Raw genomic sequence first — 19,836 nt, 5'->3', positions numbered from 1 at the left:
GACCAGATCCTCGCATCGGTCAAGCGTTTCTGCCAGAAGACAATGAACCGAACTTCAGATTCAGGTGACTAGGGTCTGGACTCAATCAGCTTAACGGTGGGCACGGCGTCCGACCCAGTGCGGGCGCCGTAAGGGTGCAATTCCGGGCTATCGACGAGAGCGAATCTCCTTGGCGGCACTGCCGAATATTTCGTCCAGGAGTTCGATCATGGGCCGTGTGCCCTTCTCCTGGGTGAAGATGTCTGCTGCAACTCGTAGAGCGCCGACCGAGATCATCGCGACGGTGCGCAATGTTGTTGATCGTTCGGGCTCCGGCCACCGCTCTTTGAGTGCTGCGTAGATTTCACCTTCCTGCTGTACGTAGAATGCCTGCTTGCGCGCCTGCACGCTCGGGCTCGTCCGCATCAGTCGGTCCAGCTCAATCATGTCGTTGGCTGGAATAGCGTCACAAACGCTGACGACTGCATCCCATACTGCGTCTATTGGCGTGGAGCCCGCGGGAGCGCTTCGCACCGCATCTGTCAGTAGCTCACCAATCCCACTTAGGACGGACAGCAGAATCTCGTCCTTTGACGTGAAATAGTAGAAGAAGGTTCTGCGCGAGATTCCGGCTGCAGCGGCGATTTCGTCGAGTGTTGTCTGATCGATGCCACGCTTGAGGAAAAGAGCGATTGCCTTCTCCGTGATGCGCTTCTTCGTCTCGCGCTTTTTCCGCTCCCGCAGGCCACTGCCCTCTGTACGCCCGGATTTGTCCAACTCGGCCCTCTTGCAAAATTACACTCGGTGCGATATTGATCTTACACCAAGTGCGAAAATTATGAAAGGACGCAAGATGGCAAAGTGGAACGCCGGTGACATCCCCGACCAGCATGGACGAACCGCGATCGTAACTGGAACTGGTGGGTTAGGATTGGAGACGGCCCTCGCGCTCGCCCGAGCAGGATGTGACGTGACCATCGCGGGCCGCGACCCTCAAAAGGGCGCCGACGCGGTGTCCCACATCGAACGCGCGGTGCCGGGTGCGACTGTGCATTTCGGGAAGCTCGATCTGGCTGATCTGTCCTCGGTTGCCGCATTCGCAAAGCAGATGGAGAATGAGAAGCGGAGCCTGGACCTTCTGGTGAACAACGCCGGCGTCATGCTCCCGCCGCAACGGCAAGAGACCAGAGACGGTTTCGAACTGCAGTTCGGTACGAACTACCTCGGCCACTTCGCCTTGACGGCTCGTCTGAAGTCGCTCCTCTCGAAAGGCAAGGACGCCCGCGTCGTCGCGCTTTCAAGTCTCGCTGCAAATGGTGGACGGATCGGTTTTGACGACATCAATCTCCAAAAGAACTATCGCCCAATGGCTGGTTACAGCCAATCGAAGCTCGCATGCTTGATGTTCGCCCTTGAGCTTGATAGCCGCAGCCGCACTGCTGGATGGGGCTTTTCGGGCATGGCAGCCCATCCCGGCGTCTCGCGGACCGATCTCGTGCACAACACGCTTGGTCGGCGAAGCCTTGCGGGGTTGGCGCGGTCACTTTTGTGGTTCCTGCTCCAGCCCGCATCACAAGGCGCGCTGCCCTCTCTATACGCGGCTACGTCCGTCCAGGCGGAGGGAGGTGGCTACTACGGTCCCGACCGGTTTCGTGAAACTCGTGGGCATCCGCATCCTGCACGTATTCCCCCGCAGGCACTAGATCCGGTGGTCAGACGAAGATTGTGGGAAATTTCTGAAAGAATGACCGAGGTGGCGCTGAGATGACGTTCAGTCCGAGTGGTCGGAGGGCGCCTTCGACATCCTGTTCTCGCGTTTCGGGGTGATGTTCTTCGACGATCCGACGGGGGCGTTCGCCCATATGCCCTCCAGCCGGGCGGGCGGGTCGCTTTCGTCTGCTGGCGTGGCGTGGCCGGCTTCACCAATATCGCTATCGCGCCCTTCGATGTTTACGCACTCTACCCGATCAGCGCCAACATCCTCACCGATGTCTGCGAGGCCCTGGGCATGGCGCCGGGAACGCGCGACCAGGCCTTTTCGAGCAAGCAGAAATACGTTGCGACCAGGCTTTTGAAACTGTCGCGGGAAGACGTGCTCGTCATCGCCCAGCGTGTGCTCGAGGAGTATCCTACGGACGACCTGGCGCGGGCGGTGGGGCGGGCAACTCTGAGCCAGCCGGCCGACATGATAGTGTCTGACAGTCTTGCCGCGTTCGATCAGAGCGGCGTTCACGCCATCTGGCAACGCGCCATCGGCCGCAGAGAGACCGATCCGGAAGGAGCCATCACCTTGGCGCGCACCTTGCTCGAGGAAGTCTGCAAGCAAATCATCGACGGGTCGGGCGCGTCCTACAACGAGAAGGACGAGCTCCCGCGGCTTTACCGCACGGCGGCTGAAAGCCTGAATCTTGCGCCGGACCAGCACATCGAAGAAATCTTCAAACGCATTCTTGTCGGCTGTCAGACGATCGTCGAGGGATTAGGTGCCGTGCGTAACAAACTGAGCGATGCCCATGACAAGGGACCCAAGCCGGCCCGGCCGACCGGGCGACATGCCGCGCTGGCTGTCAACCTCGCGGGCGCCAAGGCATTGTTCCTAGTCGAGACGTGGCGCGAGCGCTCCGGCTAGCGAATCTTCGCCTGAAAAGCTGCGGGAAGGCACCCGGATGCGCTCGGATCATCGGCCCGGATCAGACGAAAAGATGCTATCGGCATTTCTCAGCGCTGACGATCGCTCGCCGTTTAATTGGCCACAATGTCAGTATGGATAACCCGCCGGGAGTACGCCGCCATGGACGCAAATCAGACACAGAGCAAGCGTGACCCAACTGGCAGCTTTGCGCCCTAACTGCGGTCGCTCTGTTTGAATTCGCCGTTACCCCAGAGCGGACGTTATCAGCGGGAAGCTGTTGGTCGCTGTAGCGCCAAATGCAGTCGACGCGAACGGCTTGGAAATGACTGCTATAGGATCCAATACGCGCCTTTGCGACTAACTCGTTGGCTACGGCATAGCCGGTTAGGTCACCAGCCACGGGCGTTTGGCGACATCAACTTGGACAATCGCTAACGTCGCCTTTGACGGGAAGGAAGAAGCGAAGCCGTTCGCACGCGGTCAGTTCGCGTGGAACAGTTTGCTTCGCGAAATCGATGAGATCTTGGGGTGTCTGAAAAACCCGGATGACGCGAACGTCTTCTTCATAGGACACGATCACGACCCTCGTTCCATCTGAATTGAAGGCCGCGCGTGTCGGTGCCGGCCGCTTGTTCTCCTCCTTCGGACTGGCAAGCACTGCCATCTCGCGCCCCGTCCGCGCGGCCCAGAGCCGGGCCGCTCCGTCCTGAGTTGAGGCTGTCAGGACATAGAGACCGTTAGGACTGAATTGCGCGCTGGTCACTGCGCCGGTGTGCCCCCTGAGAACGACCCTTTCCGTTCCGTCTGGGACGCTCCAGATTCGTACGGTGCCGTCGCGTGAGGCAGTCAGTAGTGACTGACCGTCCGGGCTGAACGCGACTTCGGTGAGCTGATCGCCATGACCTCTTAGGATCGCGACGGTGCTTCCGTCCTTGACCGACCAGATCCGCGCGGTGTGGTCGAGTGCGGCTGTAGCGACCAGTTTGCCGTCCGGACTGAATGCCGCCCCGGTGATTCGGCCCTCATGCCCGACCAGTTTCTTCAGTTCGGTCCCGTTCGTTTCCAACAGGTGCGCGGCGTTGTCGCTGGTCGCGGCGAGGACGAGATCGCCGTCCGGGTTGAAAACAATCTGCCTCCCACTTGTCTGGATAGTGGCGACTTCGATACCAGTTGCTGCGTTCCACAACCGGGCCGTGCCGTCAGTCGAACTCGACGCCAGGAGATCTCCTTTCGGACTGAACTGAACTTGAAGGAGCCCGAGAGGATATTGGAGGCGCGCGATCTCGCGTCTGCCCGCAACGTCCCAGATGAGAACTCGGCCCGAAAGGGATGCGGTTGCAACCCGACTTCCGTCAGGGCTGAACGTCGCATCGTTGACAATCTCGCCTGTGTCGAACTCGGCTATTTCACGGCCGGCTACATCCCACAGGTGCCCTTTGGCGTCCCCGCCTCCAGTCAGAAGATGCACATTGTCAGGACTGAACACCGCGAAGGTCGGCGGATACTTGTTCATCAGATCGGTCGTCAGAATCCCGTCGACGTCCCAAAGGCGGGCGGTGCCATCGTGTGAAGCCGTGAGAAGAATATTGCTGTCGACTGGATTGAACTCGAGGTGCTCGATCAAGGCACGATGGCCGGTGATCGTGCTGAACAGCGACGCTCGACCGACGTCCCAGATGCGTATTGGACCGTTCATGGAAGCGGTGGCCAAAAGGCGATCGTTGGGGCTGAACGCGCTGTTCATTTCGACATCACGGTCGTCCCGATCGATGTCTTTCAGTTTCAAGTTGGGGGACTCTTGACCGAGAACGTCAAGCAAGAATCCCGACTTTCCGTCCCAGATTCGTGCGCTGCCATCGAGCGAGACCGTTGCAATCCGGCGGCCGTCGTGACTGAACGTTGCGCCTTGTAATTGGGTGTCGCTCTTGTGGCCAAGGAGCCTTGCGATTTCGGTTCCGTTCGATGGGTCCCAAAGCGCAGGGAAGTTGCCGTATGAAATATCCCCCCACGAGCCTACCAACAGCCGACTTCCGTCCGGGCTGAATGTGAGTGTGGATGCGTAGGTGTAAACGCGGCATTCACGGATCAGCGCGCCATCCGCGGCATTCCAGACGAAGACCTTCCGTTCTTGTGAGGTCACAAAGCTGCGACCATCCGGATTGAAGCCAGCCAATCCGTCTCCAGTGCTGGCTACGCTCAGGAGTTTCGTTCCCGTCCGGGCATCCCAGAGTGACGCGTGACTGTTCTGCCCCGCAGTCAACACCCGGTCGCCGTTCGAATCGAACACAGCCGTTGGATAATCGCCGACCGGCGCAAGCACAGCACGCTGCGCTCCAGAGTCGGCATCCCAGATGCGCGCTGTGCCGTCCCTTGCGGCCGTAATGACCCGGCGTCCGTCCGGACTGAATCCGGCTCTCTCCACGGGTCCCTGATGGCCCTTCAAGATTGCAATCTCGCTACCCTTCGCGACGTCCCAAATGCGTGCGGTCTTATCGTAGGACGCGGTGACAATGCGATCACCCGTCTGATTGAAGGCTGCCTGCGTCACCCCGGCGTCGTGCTTGAAGACCGCTGTTTGGTGGTGCACCAACAGAGCGTTGAAAAGTGCGGCCTCGGCTTCAAAGAGATATGGCCGAGCGGGCCCCGATCCACTCTTCGGCAGCGCTTCCAGCGCCAACAGGATCGCGGCCTCCGTATCGCCGCTCGCCGCGGTCTGCTGCGAAAGAAACGAAAGCGAAAGAGACTGATTGCGGAGCGCCTGATCGCGCGCCTCGAGGGCCTCCTTTTCGGCCGACCTCGCCTTGTCTGCGCTCTGCTCCGCCAACTCCGCTTGCCGCGTTGCTTCCTGTTGGGCTCTGAACCCGAAGAACGCGCCCGCGCCGGCCATGAGAGCCAACGCCGTCGCAACGAGGGCCGCATAGCGCGTGCGCTGTGCGAGCCGGCTCGCCGCCGCGGCCGCAAGACTGCGGCGTTCGGCCTCACGCTCGAGGCGCTCGCGTCTTGCAGCTTCGGCCGCCTCAATCAATGCCCGCTCTGCTTGTCGGTCCTTCTCCTCCCTCTCTTTCTGGGCACGAGAAGACGCCTCGATGTATTCGATGACTTGATCGTCGACTTCTTCCCGTCTCGACTGCAGCAGTTCCTCGCCTTCGGCGAGACGCTTGCCGGATGGTAAGAGAAGTTCCTGGTTCCTGTTATCCGAATGCCAGCGATGGGCGTCAGCCATGAGCCGGGCCCGGGTCTCGAGGAAGCTTCTGTTTGAATTGACAATGTCGCTAGCGCGCGGCCAGCGGCCTAACAAAGCTTCGTGTGCCACGCGAACGAAGACGTGGCCTGCGGCATCCTCATCACTGACGAGGAGGCGAGCGGCGACCAACGCCTGAACGAGAGCCAATCGTTGAGGCGTGCCCGTGACTTCGGCGCGCAAGGCCGGACGTGCCGCAACTGTTTCATCGCCTGGGCGCACCGTGGTGAGGGCACGCAACACTATTGGCAGCTCCTCCTGGATGTCCGGCGGGAGAGCGTCTACGACTTCGTCGGCGCGGCGCGCGATCGCCCCATCGAGGCCGCCAAGTGCCTGATATGCAGCAAAGGTGAGGATCCGGCGCTCCCGCCCCGTCTCGTACAGAGCGTCGAGCACAAATTCGAGAAGCGGCAAAGATCTGGGATCAGCAGCTGCCGCATCCTGCAGCACATCGTCGAGCCGTCCTCGATCAGGACTCTCCTCGAAGCGGAGCCCCGCGGCGCGGGGCGGCTCGCGGATAATCTGGGCGATCTCAGGGCCGGATGGCGGCAAGAGCTCGTAGCTGGCGAGCCCATCCTTCAGCCCCGAGAAGCCCGGGACTTCGCCGCAACGGTGAAAGAAATCCGATCGGATCGTCGCGATCACCCAAGCCAGTCCACTGCCGGCGAGTGCCGCGAGGAGCCGCACCAGCACTTCGCGCGATGCCGGCTCCTCCTCCGTCGTGAACAACTCCTCCATCTGATCGACGGCAACTATCAGTCGCAGTTGCGTAGGGACCGAACCTGCGGACGCCGCGGCTTTGGCGTGGGCTTGTCGTATCAGCGCCAGAGCTCGATCAGGTGAACTCCAACAGAGTTGAGCCAGCGCTGCCGGTTCGCAAGCCAGCTCAGGGAGGGCGCCTTGGTGAAGCAGCCCCGCGGCCAGTGATGTGACCGGATCAGGACCCTCCGATGGGCGGACCAGACAGCGGCGCCAAAAATTGATGCCAGCCACTGCGCCAGGCCGAGTGATGGAAGGCAGCAGCCCTGCTCGCAGGAGAGAGGACTTGCCCGAGCCGCTCATACCATAGATGAGCAGGAATGCCTTGCCATTGGCAGCTTGCTGCTCCAGGCGTTCTATGCAGGCGGCAGTCGCCCGAGCTCGTCCGAAGAAGAGGTCAGCGTCTTCGAACTCGAAGGGGTTGAGACCTCGAAAAGGCGACGTGACCTGCTCCTCCGAAGGGAGAGGCACGCGGTAAGCGTGCACAGGCCGGGCGATGTTCTTCACCCTGTGCTCGCCAAGATCGACGAATTCGAGCGAGAGCCGATCGCGGGCCTGTGCGTAGACCGCTTCCGAAATGCACATTCCACCCGGATGTGACAGCGCTTCCAGACGGGCGGCGACGTTCACACCGTCGCCCATGAGATTGTCACCCTCGACGACAACATCGCCGAGATTGATGCCGATGCGAAAGCGTAGCCGGCTCGCCTCGGAGAGTTCGGCATTTTGTTTGTCGACTTCGAATTGGATTTCGGTGGCGCACCGAACCGCTTCGACTGGGCTCGCGAACTCGGCGACGACGCTGTCCCCAGCGCTCCCGAACACTCGTCCCTCATGTTGCTCGATCACCCGGTCAATGACCTGACGATGCGCCCGCAGTGTCGCAATCGCCCCTTCCTCGCCTCTGCCAGTCAGACGGCTGTAGCCAACTGCGTCGGCGGCGAGGACAGTGGCCAATCTGCGGTGAACGCGATCCAAGGCGCTACCCTCCCGCGATTGCGGAACATAGTAAAGGAAATGGCGCCTAGTGGGGAGAGGCACCGAATTGACCGCAAGGGGTCCGCTTCTGGCGTGCAACCTGACATTCCGCTTGTGTGGCGGCAATGACCGAGTTGGGTCAGGAGCGCTGGTTGCGCTCAAAGTCGGGTTTCGGGAAGGAGAAACGGCCCAGGAAGGCCCCTCGAGCCGCGCGTCGGCGCGGCAAGAGAAGTCTTTTCACGCGGCAGACGCGCGTGGCTGGATGGCCGGGGCAAGCCCGGCCATCAGGGGCGCCACTGATGCATTCCGATTGTGAAAATGCACCAGAACCGCGAACTATCGATTGCCAATGACCGCTGGCCCAAAGCGACGTCGTGGCATAGTTCTCGACAAGCCTGTTCTCTGCCGCCATAGCAGCAGGCGGGTCGATCTCGGTGGCGGTCGCTCACTCCTCACAACTGGCCAAGGCGCCGAACGATATGTCCCACGATCGTGCGGGATTCATCGATGCTCGACAGGATCGTCCCCGATTTGCGGGTAGAGGCGAAGTCGAGGCCTGCAAAATAGACCCCGCTCGCGGCTCCTATCCCGTCCACGTGCGACGGCTGTTGATCCGCCCCGAGGGCGAATGGAACTTTGACCCAGCTGAAATCGCCGTCGAAGCCAGTACACCAGACCATGGTGCTGATGCCACTCGTCTCGAGGTCGAGCGACGTGATCGGCGGGAACGGAATCTTCGGTGGCACCACTTCAGCCGGATCGTCGGTAGCGGGCGGCGCCACGATGCTATTTCGCGCGATGTAGTCGTCGATCTTGCGGCGCAACGTCGCCGAGTTCTCGTCGGCAAACCGGACGTTCTCGGCGACATCACCCGCGAAGGTCAGCACCTTGCCGTCGACGCTCGCTACCCTGCCGAGCAGTACCACGCCCTGGGCGCTAAGCGACTGCAGGCTGATGGTTTCGAGTGCGCCTTGCAGAGGGCGGCCGGGGATTGCACCGGATGGCAGGACGAATTCTTCCCGCCGGATGTCCATCAGGCCGCAGTCAACCAGCCACAGGACGACGTCCCGGCCCCGATAGCGCCGCTGGATACGCCCGATCTTGCTGGTGGCGAAGAAGACTTGGCGGCCGGCGTCGGAAAGGTCTTTGGCGATCTGGCCGCCAGACTGGCCGCTGCCCACCACCAGTATGGCCCCTGGCTCGAGGGCCGTGGCGGAACGGTAATCAGATGCATCTATCTGGCGGACAAATGCGGGTATCCGCTGCGATACCGCCGGCCGCCTTGGTCGGTTGAGGCTGCCGCTGGCGACAACCACGTTTCGAGCATTCAGCATCCGGCTCTGCGTCCGTACGTGGTAGCCGTTCGCGCCATCGGGCGTTACCTCGGTCACCGACTCTCCGATTTGCACAGGCAGGCTGTTTCGCGACACGTAGCCCTCCAGCATGCCGACAAACTCATCGCGGGTCATCGCCCCTTCTGGATCGCTGCCGTCATAGTGATCACCGGGCATTACCGTCAGTACGCGGGGAATGTTGAAGTGAAAGGAGTCCCAGCGCTGCGACCGCCAGGTTTCGCCTATTCGTCCACGTTCCAGAACGACATGGGAAACACCGGAGCGCCTGAGTCCGTGACTTATGCCGAGCCCGGCCCAGCCAGCCCCTATGACCACCACGTCGAGGACGCCGCTCATTCGCTCCCCCCAAGCCCGGAGCAGCATTTGTAGCAGCCCCGGGGCACCTGCGCGAGACGCGGTGTTCTACTCGACGGGCAACTCGCCGCAGCACCTCGATGCGGAATGGCTGCCAAAGTCTGGCGCGGTTCGGCGCCAGTAGCCGCCCGACTAAATCAACGATCTCGGCCGGAAGCGCACGCTCGCCAGGAAGAGCGCCTGGCTGCAGACAATAGTTGACACAACCTCAGTATGGATAACCCGCCGGGAGTACGCCGCCATGGACGCAAATCAGACACAGAGCAAGCGTGACCCAACTGGCAGCTTTGCGCCCAGTTGCGGTCATTCGAAGCTATTTCGCTCTTACCGAAAGCGGACATCGGCCGCGTGGAGACATTCGGCGAAGAAGGCCGTTAGTGGTCGTGATCCTGATCATTATGCGACGATAGAGCCGCTGCATCGAGGGTGACTGGCTGGCCATGTGGCGTGTTCAGGTAGGCACGCCGCCACGCTTCGACCCGGTCGAGGAGCAATCCTCTCGTGTCGGGCGACTTCTCCCCGACCAGCTGTTCCAGGGCACCTAGCACCGCTCGGTAGTAAGTCTCCTCATTGTCAGGTTCTCCCACATCCCCCAGCCGTCGGACTTCGGCGCCGAGAGTTTCCGCCCATTCAACGGCGGAGAACATTCCATTTTGCATCAGAGCATTGGCGATGCCTAGGACCTCCGCGTGCCATGGTACGCTGAATACCGGCGCGTCCGGCGACGGTTCACGCGGCATTAGCGCTGACTCAGGCGCCCTCAAGATAGCTCTCCCAGAGCTCGAGATAGACCCGGTCCTTGCGGCCCGCCGCTTCAGGCCAAAGTTCCGCGGTGAGAAATGACACCGTGTAGAGCGGCTCGGCAGGTCCGTCGCCAGCCATGTTGGTGTCGGGAAGAATATGACAGCCGTGGAACATCTCGATTGCCCCGTCGCGGCCGCGCGCATATTGCGGCAGCCGAGTGTGGCCCAGGGAGCCGGACGCGATAGTCCGCACCCGGTCGCCACGGGCGAACGCTGGACGCCTGTCCAACACTCGGTCGTAGCGGCTCATGGCCCTCTTGGCCGCCGCCACCTGTTCGGGCGGCATGGGAGCAGGCATCCCGGGAATGGGCCGTGCCGACTTGCCCGTCGCGAGTTCCTCGACGGTCGCGGCACCGGCGTCGACCAGCATCGTGGCGTGGGCCTCGAGCCACTGGTCATAGTAGCGACGGGTCAGATAGTCGGCGGGATCGATGCACTCTCGGGCATGGCGGAACAAGTCGATACTGAACGTCGCCGGCCGGGTGTAGGCGCGGACGATACCGAAGAGGCGCGCCTCCCAAGCAGAATGAAACGGGTGGGGCGGCTCGTTGACGTCGATAGGCCCATGGCCCTGCCTACCGCCAAGGTCGTGGATGCCGTCCATCATCCTGCCCCGAGGCGTCGCCCGAGGTCACGCTCGGTGCCAATCATGGAGTCACGAGTGACGAGGTCGGCGAGACGAGCGATGTCCCAGTCCTCGGTGCCAGCGGGCCGCTCGGGCAGTACGAGGTAGCGGACTTCGGCCGTCGAGTCCCAGACACGAACCTCCAGGTCGTCGGAAATGACCTCCCCGAACTCGGCGATCACACCGCGCGGGTCGCGCACCGCGCGCGAACGGTAGGCAGCAGTCTTATACCAGTTGGGCGGAATGCCGAGGACAGCGAGCGGATAACACGAGCACAGCGTGCAGACGACGAGGTTGTGAACTGCCGGAGTGTTTTCAACGACCCTGAGGTGGCCGCCGGCCAAGCCCTCGAAGCCGATCTCGGTAATCACTGCGGTTCCATCGGCGAGGAGCCTGTCGTGGAAGGCCGGATCGGTCCAGGCTCGTGCGACAAGCTCTGCGCCACGCTTGGGGCCGATCTCCTCGGTGTAGACCTCGATCCAGGCATCGACGGTCCCGGGATCAAGCAGTCCTTTCTCAACGAGGAGGCTTTCGAGCGCCTTCACCCGCAGCGCAGGCTCAGATGGGAGATGGCTGTGCAACTCTCGATGAATCGCACCGAGCCTGTTGGTATGATCCTCCGACATCACGACCTCCGTCGATGTTCGGTGACAGGTAGTGTTTGACCGAAAGTGAAATGGCGTCAATCCCCGCCGACCCGATGGCCCCTTCACACTGGGGATGCCCAGGCGGTGAGCGACCCAGGCTGGACATTGGGGAGAGGGATCTCGACCGTCCGCTTTGGGGCACTCACGGCATAGTACATTGGAAGTCGAATGTCCGCTATCGTTCTTCTTCCACCACAAGCGGTCCCACTGCTTCCGTGATGAGTTTCGGGCGCCTGCCGGCGCCCGAAACTCATCACGGAAACTGACTGTCCCCTCTCGAGATGATTGGGCTAGAAAGTAGACCTTTTCATCTAGCGGAGCGCGGACCGCTTCACGCCAATTATTGCCATTCGGTTGCTGCCGGCGGAATGACCGCTTTCCTCCCGCTGCGGCGCTTTCGAGATCGGTCGATGGCTGAGATGCTTTGTGCCGGATGTTCGACGGGTCGTATCGTCCGAAGTGACCAGAGTGCGCCCAACACTAGCTTGGCCGACCGAGCCACCGCACGATTTCATAGGCAGGCATCGGGCGGAGAAAGCCCTTCAGCGTCACTTCGCCGAGGGGAATCGCTTCGACCAATGGTTCGACGGCGCCAAGAACGCGCTGGCTAACGAGAATCTGGCGAGACTTGGCTCCCTCGCACAGTCGGGCCGCATGATTCGGCACGGTGCCGATAACCGCATAGTCTGACCGCTGGTCGAAGCCGATCCTTCCGATGGTCGCGTGCCCCCGGGCAATTCCGATTCCGAAGCCGAGCCGGTAGTCGCGCTTGCGCCATCGCTCCGAGTGCTCGTCGATCGTGTCGCGCATCGCTACGGCCATCGACACCGCTTTCTCGGTATGATCGGCGCAGGGCAGCGGGTCGTTGAAGACAATGACGATGCCGTCGCCGACGAACCGCTCCAAAGTTCCGCCGTGGCGAACGATCTGATCGCCGAGGCAAGCGTGATACTCGCTGAGAACCGACATCACTTCTTCGGGCTCGGCGGTCTCGGCGAAGGCCGTGAAGCCGCGCAGGTCGCAGAAGACGACGGTCACCTCGCGACGGTGACTCTGCAACAGCGTCTCGCCATTGCCCGCCGCAACGATGAGGTCGGCGACCTGCTCGGGTAGGAAGCGCCGGAGCCGGGCCATTCGCTCGATCTCCGTCACCTGCTCCGCCACTGTCCGCTCCAGCGAGCGGTTCCAATCGGCCAGCTGTGCTGCTTGTTCCTGAAGGCGTCGCGTCTGGCTTGCCACCGTATCGTTCAGAGCCTTCTGGCGAAGCATCGAGCGCACGCGTGCCAGCAGCGCCCGATGCTCGAACGGCTTGGTGAGGTAGTCATCGCCGCCGGCATCCAGTCCCTCGACGACATCGCGTGTGTCTGCCTTTGCCGTGACGAGAATAACCGGGGTCGATCGCAGCGCATCATCCTGCTTGACCATGCGCACCACGCTGATGCCGTCGAGCTTGGGCATCATGATGTCGAGCAGGATCAGGTCCGGTTCGAGCTGACGGGCCTTCGCCAGACCCTCTTCGCCGTCCGCCGCGGTCACCACCTCGTATCCATTCGCCTCGAGCCGCATACGCAGGATCTCAAGGTTTTCCGGCGTATCGTCGACCGCGAGAATGCGAGGCGGATTGTGCACGGCAAAATCCCCTCAGACAAGGAGCTCACGGATTTTCGCCAGCAGCTGGCGCGGGCTGAACGGCTTGGCGATGTAGCCGTCGCACCCCGCGGCGAGAGCCTTCGCCTCGTCGCCGGATAGTGCATAGGAGGTGACGGCGATGATCGGAATGTGCTGCAGCGCCGGGTCGGCCTTGATGCGGCGCGCGGCTTCGTAGCCGTCCATGACGGGAAGCTGAATATCCATGAGGATGAGGTCGGGCCTGTGCTCTGCGGCGGCAGTGACGCCGGCCGCGCCGTCCGCCGCCTCGATCAGCTCATAGTCCGTGGTCGCGATAAGATCGCGGATGATCTGGCGATTGTCTTCGGTGTCCTCCACCATCAAGATCCGTTTGCTCATGCGGCCATCACATCCTCTTCCACACGGATCGGTAGCTTCATGCGGAACGTCGAGCCCGACCCGAGCACGGACTCGACGTCGATGGTTCCGCCATGCATTTCCACGATGCGCTTGGAGATCGCCAGGCCAAGGCCCGTGCCGCCCTTCTGCCTCGTGCTGCTGCTGTCGACCTGCTGGAACTCCTCGAAGATGAGCCGCTGGTCTTTAGGGGCAATGCCCGGACCGGTGTCCCGTACCGCTATCTCGAAACGCCCGTCGATCGCATCGGCAAGAATGTCGACCGCACCCGTCTCCGTGAACTTGACCGCATTGCCTGCAAGGTTGAGCAGGACCTGCGTTAACCGGCGCTCATCTCCGCGGCCGATCGGAAGGTTATCGGCAACGATCGTTGAAAGCACGAGGCCTTTCGATTGCGCCAGCGGCTCGACGGCGGCGACGGTCGTTCGAACAATCTGTCCGACCGAGTAATCCTCGATCGCCAGCGTCAGCTGGCCAGCTTCGATCTTGGAAAGGTCGAGCACGTCGTTGATGAGCCCGAGAAGGTGGCGGCCATTGGCCTGCACGCGCGCAATGGTCGTCTTTGCCTTTTCCGGAAGCTCGCCGTAGATCCCGTCGACCAGGAGCTCGGTGAAGCCCAGCACCGAATTGAGCGGCGTCCTGAGCTCATGGCTCATGTTCGCCAGGAACTGCGACTTGTGGCGGCTGGCGGCCTCCAGCTCCTGGCCTTTCTCCTCTATCTCGCGGAACAGTTTTGCGTTCTGAATCGCGAGCACCGATTGGGCAGCGAACGTCTCCATGAGGTGGACGACCTGCTCATCAAACGCACCCGGCTCGTGGCGCCTGACGACAAGCGCGCCGACGATCTTGCTTGGCCTGAGCAGCGGAACGATCAGGATACCGCGATACCCGGCATCGACGATCGTCTTTCTCACCGGGTAGGAGGAAGTCTGCTCCCTCAGGTCGGGAAACTGCACTGGCGTGCAGCGCCCGGGCGCGTCGCCGATGCCCATGTCGGCCAGCCCGATCGTCTGGTGCGAGATTGCCGCGATCAGCTCGTCGTTCATGCCGTAGTTGGCACGCGGGCGGAATTGCTGCCGCGTGTTGCTGAAAACGTAGATCGTGCCCGCATCCGTTTCCGACAGCTGAACCGCCTTGGCCACGATCGTCTTTAGCACGGTGTCGAGATCGAGCGTCGAGTTGACCGCCTTGCTGACTTCGCCGAGCGCCTCCAGCTCGCCGACCGAGCGGGCGAGTTCGGCCGTGCGCGACTGGACCTCCCGATAGAGCCGTCCCAGCTGCTCCGACGTCTGGTTGACGTTGCCTGCAAGGGCACCGAGCTCATCGCGGTTGGCGACCTCGACCTTTTGCGCAAAATCGCCGGCTGCAATCTGGTTGAGGCGCGCCTCGATCTTCGTCACCGGCTCGATCAGCGACCAGGAGATAATGTAGCCGAGCCCCAGCGCCAGCAGGATGCTGCCGACGGCAAAGGACAGCACGATCAGCCGGGAGGTCGCATACGCCCCTTCGGTTGTCTCGATCGCGGTCACCATGTCGGCTTCGGCGATGTTGACCAGCTGATTGGTCAGCCGCTCGAGGCGATCGGCCGACGTCATGATCCCATCCTGCTGGACTTTGCGCGCCTCCTCCACTCGACCGGCGCGGACGAGCTCTGCGACGTGCGTGACCGCGGTCGTGAGCCGGCCGTATTCCTCTCGGACCTGGCCGAGCACCTCGGCCTCGCTCGCGGCCACAAACTCCATGCGGTCGAGGTCGTAGCCGAACTGGTTGAGTTGGCGCAGCGCCGCATCCAGCAGCCGGTCGTCCTGCAGCAACAGCGCGGTCGAGATGCCGTAGAGCTGGTTGGTCGTATCGTGCTGGACCTGACGATACGCTGCGATCTTGCGCTGCAATTTGATCAGCTCGTTCGTCTGATCATTGACGCCGCTCAGCACCTGCAACCCGACAGCGCCGAGCACGATCAGCAGGCCGACAATCGACAGGAAGGCGATCAAAAGCTTGGTCTGGACGCGCGCAGGAAACCTCGCCACCCAGCCCACCAATCGGCTGGTGACGTTACCTGGCCTCGTCCACGAGGCTGAGAAGGTCACCCCGGAACTCCTCTAGGTCGAACCCAGCACCAAGATATTGTACGCGCAAGTTGCCCGCCGGGTCTATGAGAGACGTCAGCAACGTATGGTCGACGTCGCCGTTGGCTTTCTTAATTGCAATGACACCGTATTGGCGACCGACCTCGTGTACGGCCGCAGGATCGCCGGTCAGGAACCACCACCCCTCCAAATCTGCGTCGAAGGCCTGAGCATACTCCTTCAACACTTTCGGCGTGTCGCGCTCCGGGTCGACCGTGATTGAAACGAAGGCGACCTTGGTTCCGAACGTACCGCCGAGCTTCTCGCGCACACGGGCCATGTTGTCGGTCAGCATCGGGCAGACATCGGTGCAGGCGGCAAAGATGAAGGCAACGGCGACCACCCTGCCGCGGAGGTCATGCAACGAGACGAGCGTGCGATCCTGCGACATCAGGGTAAAGTCCGGCGCAGTCCCTATCACCGGCAGGCGCTCGTCGTGCTCCGCGTCATGCGTGTGTGCCGGACCTGCGATCAACGCCGCCAGCAGCGACAGCCGGGCCAGCCACCTGCTCACGTTTTCAGCTCGCGCTTGATCTCGTTGAGAAACTGCCAGTTCGTGCCATGGGCTATGATATCGATTGGGTTGGCCTTGCTCATGCCGACTTCCCGCATCCGCAGCGTATAGAACCGGATCGCATCGTCTGTGTCGAAGTCCCGCCACCGGTCGTAGCCGATCCCGGTCAACGACTGGGCAAGCAGTTCGTAGTTGTCGGCGAGACCGCGATCGACCAGCTGCCGCGCCACCGCCTGCGGTGCTGAGCCGCACAGGTCGATCGATTTGAGGATGGCGCGAAGCACACGCTTGGTCGCGACCGGATACTTGCTGGCATAGTCGCCGCTGGCGGCCAGGGTGCAGCAGTAGAAGTGCGACCACGGACGGTCGATCTTGGTGTCGAGGATCGAGTGCCCAATCTTCCGGGCGCGGAGCATCTGCGGCTGCGGCGTAGTGCCAAGAAAAGCGTCGATCTTGCCGTTGGCGAAGAGCTTTAGCGATCCAGCCTCGAGGCCGAGTTCCTTGCTTTCCACCCATTCGAAGTCGCTGTTGGGATCCAATCCAACATAGGCGGTCATCAGGGACAGGAACACGCGCGCAGCCCAATGCCATGAATCCACCCCCACCCGCTTGCCCTTCAGGTCGGTGATTTTGCTGATGCCCTCGTGCGCCATCAGTTCGAGGCAACCCGAGTGCAAGCCGACCAGGATCTTGACCGGAATGCCGGCTTCGATCATCGCGATGGTTACCGGCACGAATTGCCAGTCGAAATCGATCTCGCCGCGCGTCATCCACACCGAGGTGTCCTGCAGCATATCCTTGTCCCAATCCGGTACCACGTACCGGACATCAGTGAAGCCTTCGGCCCGCAGTAGGTCCTGAGCAACGAATTGTGGCGCCCAACAAGAACCCGCCAATCCATTCGCCAGGCGGACCGTCGTCGTTTCCGGCGGCGGCTCGGCGCGGGATCCTGTCGTGCTGCCCAAGAACCCGGCCGCACCGGCGGCTGCGGCGCCGACCAGGAAATGACGGCGAGTCTGGATGATCTTCGTTGAAGATCCTCCTTCTCGGAAGATGCGTGGGCGGGTCCGCCTCATGTCCTCAACTCGCGCTTCAACTCGTCGAGGAAACGCCAGTCGGTGCCCTGGGCTAGGAGCTGCTGGGGGGTGCTCTTGAGCATCCCGACCTCGTGGAGGCGCAGGGCGTAGAAGCGCAGGGTGTCTTCAGCGCTATACTCACGCCAACCGTAGGGGATCGCCTTTATCGCCTGGAGGGCATGATCATAGCGCTTGGTGTAGCCCTGTTCCACCAAGAGCTGCGCGGACAGCTCGGGCTCGCTGGCGCAGAAATCCGCCGCTTTCAGGATGGCGCGCAGCGCGCGTTTGGTGGCCACCGGATACTTGCGGACGAACTCCCGGTTTGCAGCCAGCATGCAGCAGAAATATTGCGACCAGGGCCTGTCGACGGTGCTGCTGATCACCACATGGCCGATCCGCTGCTCCCGCATCTCCTGCGGTTCGGGGGGAAAGCCCAGGTAGGCATCGATCTTCCCCTCACTCAGGAGCCGGATGGACTCGGGTCCCGGATGCGTGACGAAATTTATGTCGTTGTGGAGGTCGAGGCCCACATACGCCGTCATAGCGGCGAGAAAGACGTATCGGCTGGAATCACGCGACGGCACGGCCACGGTCTTGCCCTTGAGGTCACGGATCGATTGGACGCGATCGTTCCCGAACAGCTCAAAGCAGCCGACGTGGAGTCCTCCCAGGATGACGATGGGATCCCCCGCCTCCAGGCGGAGAAGGAGCGGGGCGGCGAAATGATTGTTGACGTCGGCTTCACCGGACGCGAGGGCCGGCGCGATGTCCGCGGTCCCCTCCCTTTGGATGTACTGCACGTCGGTGAACCCTTCGCTGCGCAGCAGTTCCTCGGCTACGTACTGGGGGGCCTGACAGATGCTGGGAATCCGGACGAGCCGGATCCGCGTCGTCTCAGGCGGCGGCTCGGCAGCGGCCCGGCTGGGGTGGGGCCAGCCCAGGAGCCCGGCTGTCCCCGCCATCGTCATCCCATGCAAGAAGCTGCGTCGGCTGAACCGTCCAAGGTATAGGGTATGCATGGAGACCTCCCTTCCAAATGCTGGCCAGTGTGACACCGAGAACACCGACCAGTGGATGCTGTGTTGTGCACAAGCCCGAGCGTCGGCCATGCCAGCATTATGAGCTCCCGGGCCAAATACTTACCAGTTGCTCACGTCTTCAGCTCACGCTTCAATTCATTGAGGAAGCGCCAGTCCGTTCCATCTGCGATGATCTTCTGGGGACCCGACCTGATCATGCCAGCCTCCTGAAGCCGCAGCGCATAAAACCGTATCGTGTCTTCCGGATCGTATTCGCGCCATTTGTTGTAAGGCACGTCGGTCATCGTCTGCAGGGCATAGTCGTATCGGGCCGTGAACCCGACATCGACGATCTGTTGCGCGACGCGCTTCGGTTCAGTGACACACAGGTCCGCCGCCTTGAGAATAGCGCGCAAGATGCGCTTGGTCGCGATCGGATGCTTGTCGACGAACTCCCTCCTGCCAGCCAACAAGCAGCAGAAGTACTGCGACCATGGGCGGTCCACAGCGCTATTGACGATGACGTGACCGATTTTGCTGGAGGTTGCTCGGCCTGCGCCTCCGTGGTCGTACCAAGGAATCCTGCCGCGCCGACCGACCCAACGCCGGCCAAGAAGTGCCGGCGGCTCTGGATGATTTGCATGTCTACGTCCTCCATCGAGACAATAGGATCAGGTTTTCAACTCGCGCTTCAGTTCATTGAGGAAGCGCCAGTCCGTGCCGCTTGCGATGATCTCCTGCGGGCTCGACCTGATCATGCCCGTCTCCTGCATACGCAGGGCGTAGAACCGCAGCGAGTCTTCAGGATCGAAATCGCGCCAGCGGTCGTACCGGATATCCTTCAGCGTCTGGAGCGCGTAGTCATACGATGGCACGAAATCGCGATCGACCATTTGCCGCGCCACCCACTGCGCATCCGAGGTGCACAGGTCAGCAGCCTTGAGGATGGCTCGCAGGACCCGCTTGGTCGCCACCGGGTAGCTGTTCACGTAGTCGGTCGTCGCCGAGATCATGCAGCAGAAATACTGTGACCACGGCCGGTCCACCGCATTGTTGAGGATCGTGTGGCCGATCCCTTTGGCGCGCAGCTCCTGCGGCTGGGGCGGCGTCCCGAGAAATGCGTCGATCTTCCCCTGAACGAAGAGTTCCGTCGGCTTGGCGTCCTCGGTCAGAACCCAATGGATGTCATTTGCGGGATCGAGCCCGACATAGCTGGCCATGAGGGTGAGCCACACGTGTCGCGAGTTGTTGAAGCCGTCCACGCCCACCCGCTTGCCCCGCAGATCAGCGACGCTGTGGATACTCTCCTTGGCGATCAGTTCGAGGCACCCCGAATGCAACCCGGTCAGTACCTTTGTCGGCACTCCGGCGTCGATCGACGCGATCTGCTTTGGTGGGAAGTTGACCGAGAAATCCGTCTCGCCGCGTGCGATCCACTCCGATTGGTCCAGGCTCCTGTCGCCCTCTATGTAGCGAACGTCGGTGAAGCCGTCTGCGCGCATCAGTTCCCCGGCGATGTATGCGCCCGCCCAGCAATAGGAACCGCCGACCCAGCGGGGCAGCCGGACCGAAGTTGTTTCCAGCGGTGCCTCGGCCCTGGCCTCTGCGGTGCCGATCAGGCTTGCGGCGCCGGCTGCCGCAGCGCCGGCGATGAACGCGCGGCGGCTCTGGATGGTCTGCATTTTGGTCTCCTCCCGTGC

The 19,836-nt window shown here is 62.0% G+C and carries 16 protein-coding genes and 2 pseudogenes; 3 read left to right on the top strand and 15 right to left on the bottom strand.

All coding sequences use genetic code 11. The features are described 5' to 3' along the window. Positions 1–147: 147 nt before the first annotated feature. A complete protein-coding gene (locus tag RFN30_RS25160; RefSeq protein WP_320264767.1) occupies positions 148–756 on the bottom strand; it encodes a TetR/AcrR family transcriptional regulator in 609 nt (202 codons plus the stop codon). Between the two features lie 76 nt (positions 757–832). Here RFN30_RS25160 and RFN30_RS25155 point away from each other — a divergent pair, with 76 nt between their 5' ends. From RFN30_RS25155 to RFN30_RS25145, 3 genes and pseudogenes are all read left to right on the top strand, one after another. Continuing rightward, the gene (locus tag RFN30_RS25155) at positions 833–1,747 is read left to right on the top strand and encodes an SDR family oxidoreductase (protein ID WP_320264766.1); all 915 of its coding nucleotides are present in this window, start codon (positions 833–835) and stop codon (positions 1,745–1,747) included. 10 nt (positions 1,748–1,757) lie between these two features. Continuing rightward, positions 1,758–1,894, top strand: a pseudogene (locus RFN30_RS25150) (SAM-dependent methyltransferase); the annotation flags it as partial. A gap of 93 nt (positions 1,895–1,987) precedes the next feature. Next, a complete protein-coding gene (locus RFN30_RS25145; RefSeq protein WP_320264770.1) occupies positions 1,988–2,608 on the top strand; it encodes an abortive infection family protein in 621 nt (206 codons plus the stop codon). Between the two features lie 418 nt (positions 2,609–3,026). Here RFN30_RS25145 and RFN30_RS25140 read toward each other — a convergent pair whose 3' ends face one another. The 14 genes and pseudogenes from RFN30_RS25140 to RFN30_RS25080 form a co-directional block, all read right to left on the bottom strand. Further along, entirely contained in the window at positions 3,027–7,589 is a 4,563-nt protein-coding gene (locus RFN30_RS25140; RefSeq protein WP_320264765.1) for an nSTAND1 domain-containing NTPase, read from the bottom strand. A gap of 452 nt (positions 7,590–8,041) precedes the next feature. After that, on the bottom strand, positions 8,042–9,280 hold the full coding sequence (locus tag RFN30_RS25135) for an NAD(P)-binding domain-containing protein (protein ID WP_320264764.1): 1,239 nt from the start codon (positions 9,278–9,280) through the stop codon (positions 8,042–8,044). A gap of 392 nt (positions 9,281–9,672) precedes the next feature. Continuing rightward, positions 9,673–10,038, bottom strand: a complete 366-nt coding sequence (locus RFN30_RS25130) for a nitrile hydratase accessory protein (RefSeq protein ID WP_320264763.1) — start codon at positions 10,036–10,038, stop codon at positions 9,673–9,675. 10 nt (positions 10,039–10,048) lie between these two features. Further along, positions 10,049–10,705 carry a nitrile hydratase subunit beta gene (gene nthB / locus RFN30_RS25125; RefSeq protein ID WP_320264762.1) on the bottom strand — a complete coding sequence of 219 codons (657 nt, stop codon included), beginning with the start codon at positions 10,703–10,705 and terminating at the stop codon, positions 10,049–10,051. Next, positions 10,705–11,352, bottom strand: coding sequence for a nitrile hydratase subunit alpha (gene nthA / locus RFN30_RS25120; protein WP_320264761.1), 648 nt, complete (start codon positions 11,350–11,352; stop codon positions 10,705–10,707). Before nthA ends, nthB begins: the two co-directional genes overlap by 1 nt. 501 nt (positions 11,353–11,853) lie before the next feature. Beyond that, positions 11,854–13,002, bottom strand: coding sequence for an adenylate/guanylate cyclase domain-containing protein (locus RFN30_RS25115; RefSeq protein WP_320264760.1), 1,149 nt, complete (start codon positions 13,000–13,002; stop codon positions 11,854–11,856). 12 nt (positions 13,003–13,014) lie between these two features. Further along, positions 13,015–13,380: a response regulator gene (locus RFN30_RS25110; protein ID WP_320264759.1), complete on the bottom strand. Its 366-nt coding sequence runs from the start codon at positions 13,378–13,380 to the stop codon at positions 13,015–13,017. Further along, complete coding sequence (locus RFN30_RS25105; RefSeq protein ID WP_320264758.1) at positions 13,377–15,488, bottom strand: ATP-binding protein; 2,112 nt, start codon at positions 15,486–15,488, stop codon at positions 13,377–13,379. Before RFN30_RS25105 ends, RFN30_RS25110 begins: the two co-directional genes overlap by 4 nt. After that, the gene (locus RFN30_RS25100; protein WP_320264757.1) at positions 15,454–16,041 is read right to left on the bottom strand and encodes an SCO family protein; all 588 of its coding nucleotides are present in this window, start codon (positions 16,039–16,041) and stop codon (positions 15,454–15,456) included. The genes RFN30_RS25105 and RFN30_RS25100 overlap by 35 nt, the downstream gene beginning before the upstream one ends. After that, entirely contained in the window at positions 16,038–17,117 is a 1,080-nt protein-coding gene (locus tag RFN30_RS25095) for an ABC transporter substrate-binding protein (protein ID WP_320264756.1), read from the bottom strand. Before RFN30_RS25095 ends, RFN30_RS25100 begins: the two co-directional genes overlap by 4 nt. Then, positions 17,114–18,136, bottom strand: a complete 1,023-nt coding sequence (locus RFN30_RS25090) for an ABC transporter substrate-binding protein (RefSeq protein WP_320264755.1) — start codon at positions 18,134–18,136, stop codon at positions 17,114–17,116. Before RFN30_RS25090 ends, RFN30_RS25095 begins: the two co-directional genes overlap by 4 nt. A 131-nt stretch (positions 18,137–18,267) precedes the next feature. After that, positions 18,268–18,606, bottom strand: coding sequence for a substrate-binding domain-containing protein (locus tag RFN30_RS25085; RefSeq protein WP_320264754.1), 339 nt, complete (start codon positions 18,604–18,606; stop codon positions 18,268–18,270). Positions 18,607–18,707: 101 nt separating this feature from the next. Further along, positions 18,708–18,779, bottom strand: a pseudogene (locus RFN30_RS32445) (twin-arginine translocation signal domain-containing protein); the annotation flags it as partial. Between the two features lie 28 nt (positions 18,780–18,807). Then, entirely contained in the window at positions 18,808–19,818 is a 1,011-nt protein-coding gene (locus RFN30_RS25080) for an ABC transporter substrate-binding protein (RefSeq protein ID WP_292372692.1), read from the bottom strand. Positions 19,819–19,836 lie beyond the last annotated feature (18 nt).

Source organism: Mesorhizobium dulcispinae (genome assembly GCF_033977345.1).
Lineage (GTDB): Bacteria > Pseudomonadota > Alphaproteobacteria > Rhizobiales > Rhizobiaceae > Mesorhizobium > Mesorhizobium dulcispinae.
Note: the sequence above shows the minus strand (reverse complement) of the source record. Positions and strands in the feature narration are given on the sequence as shown.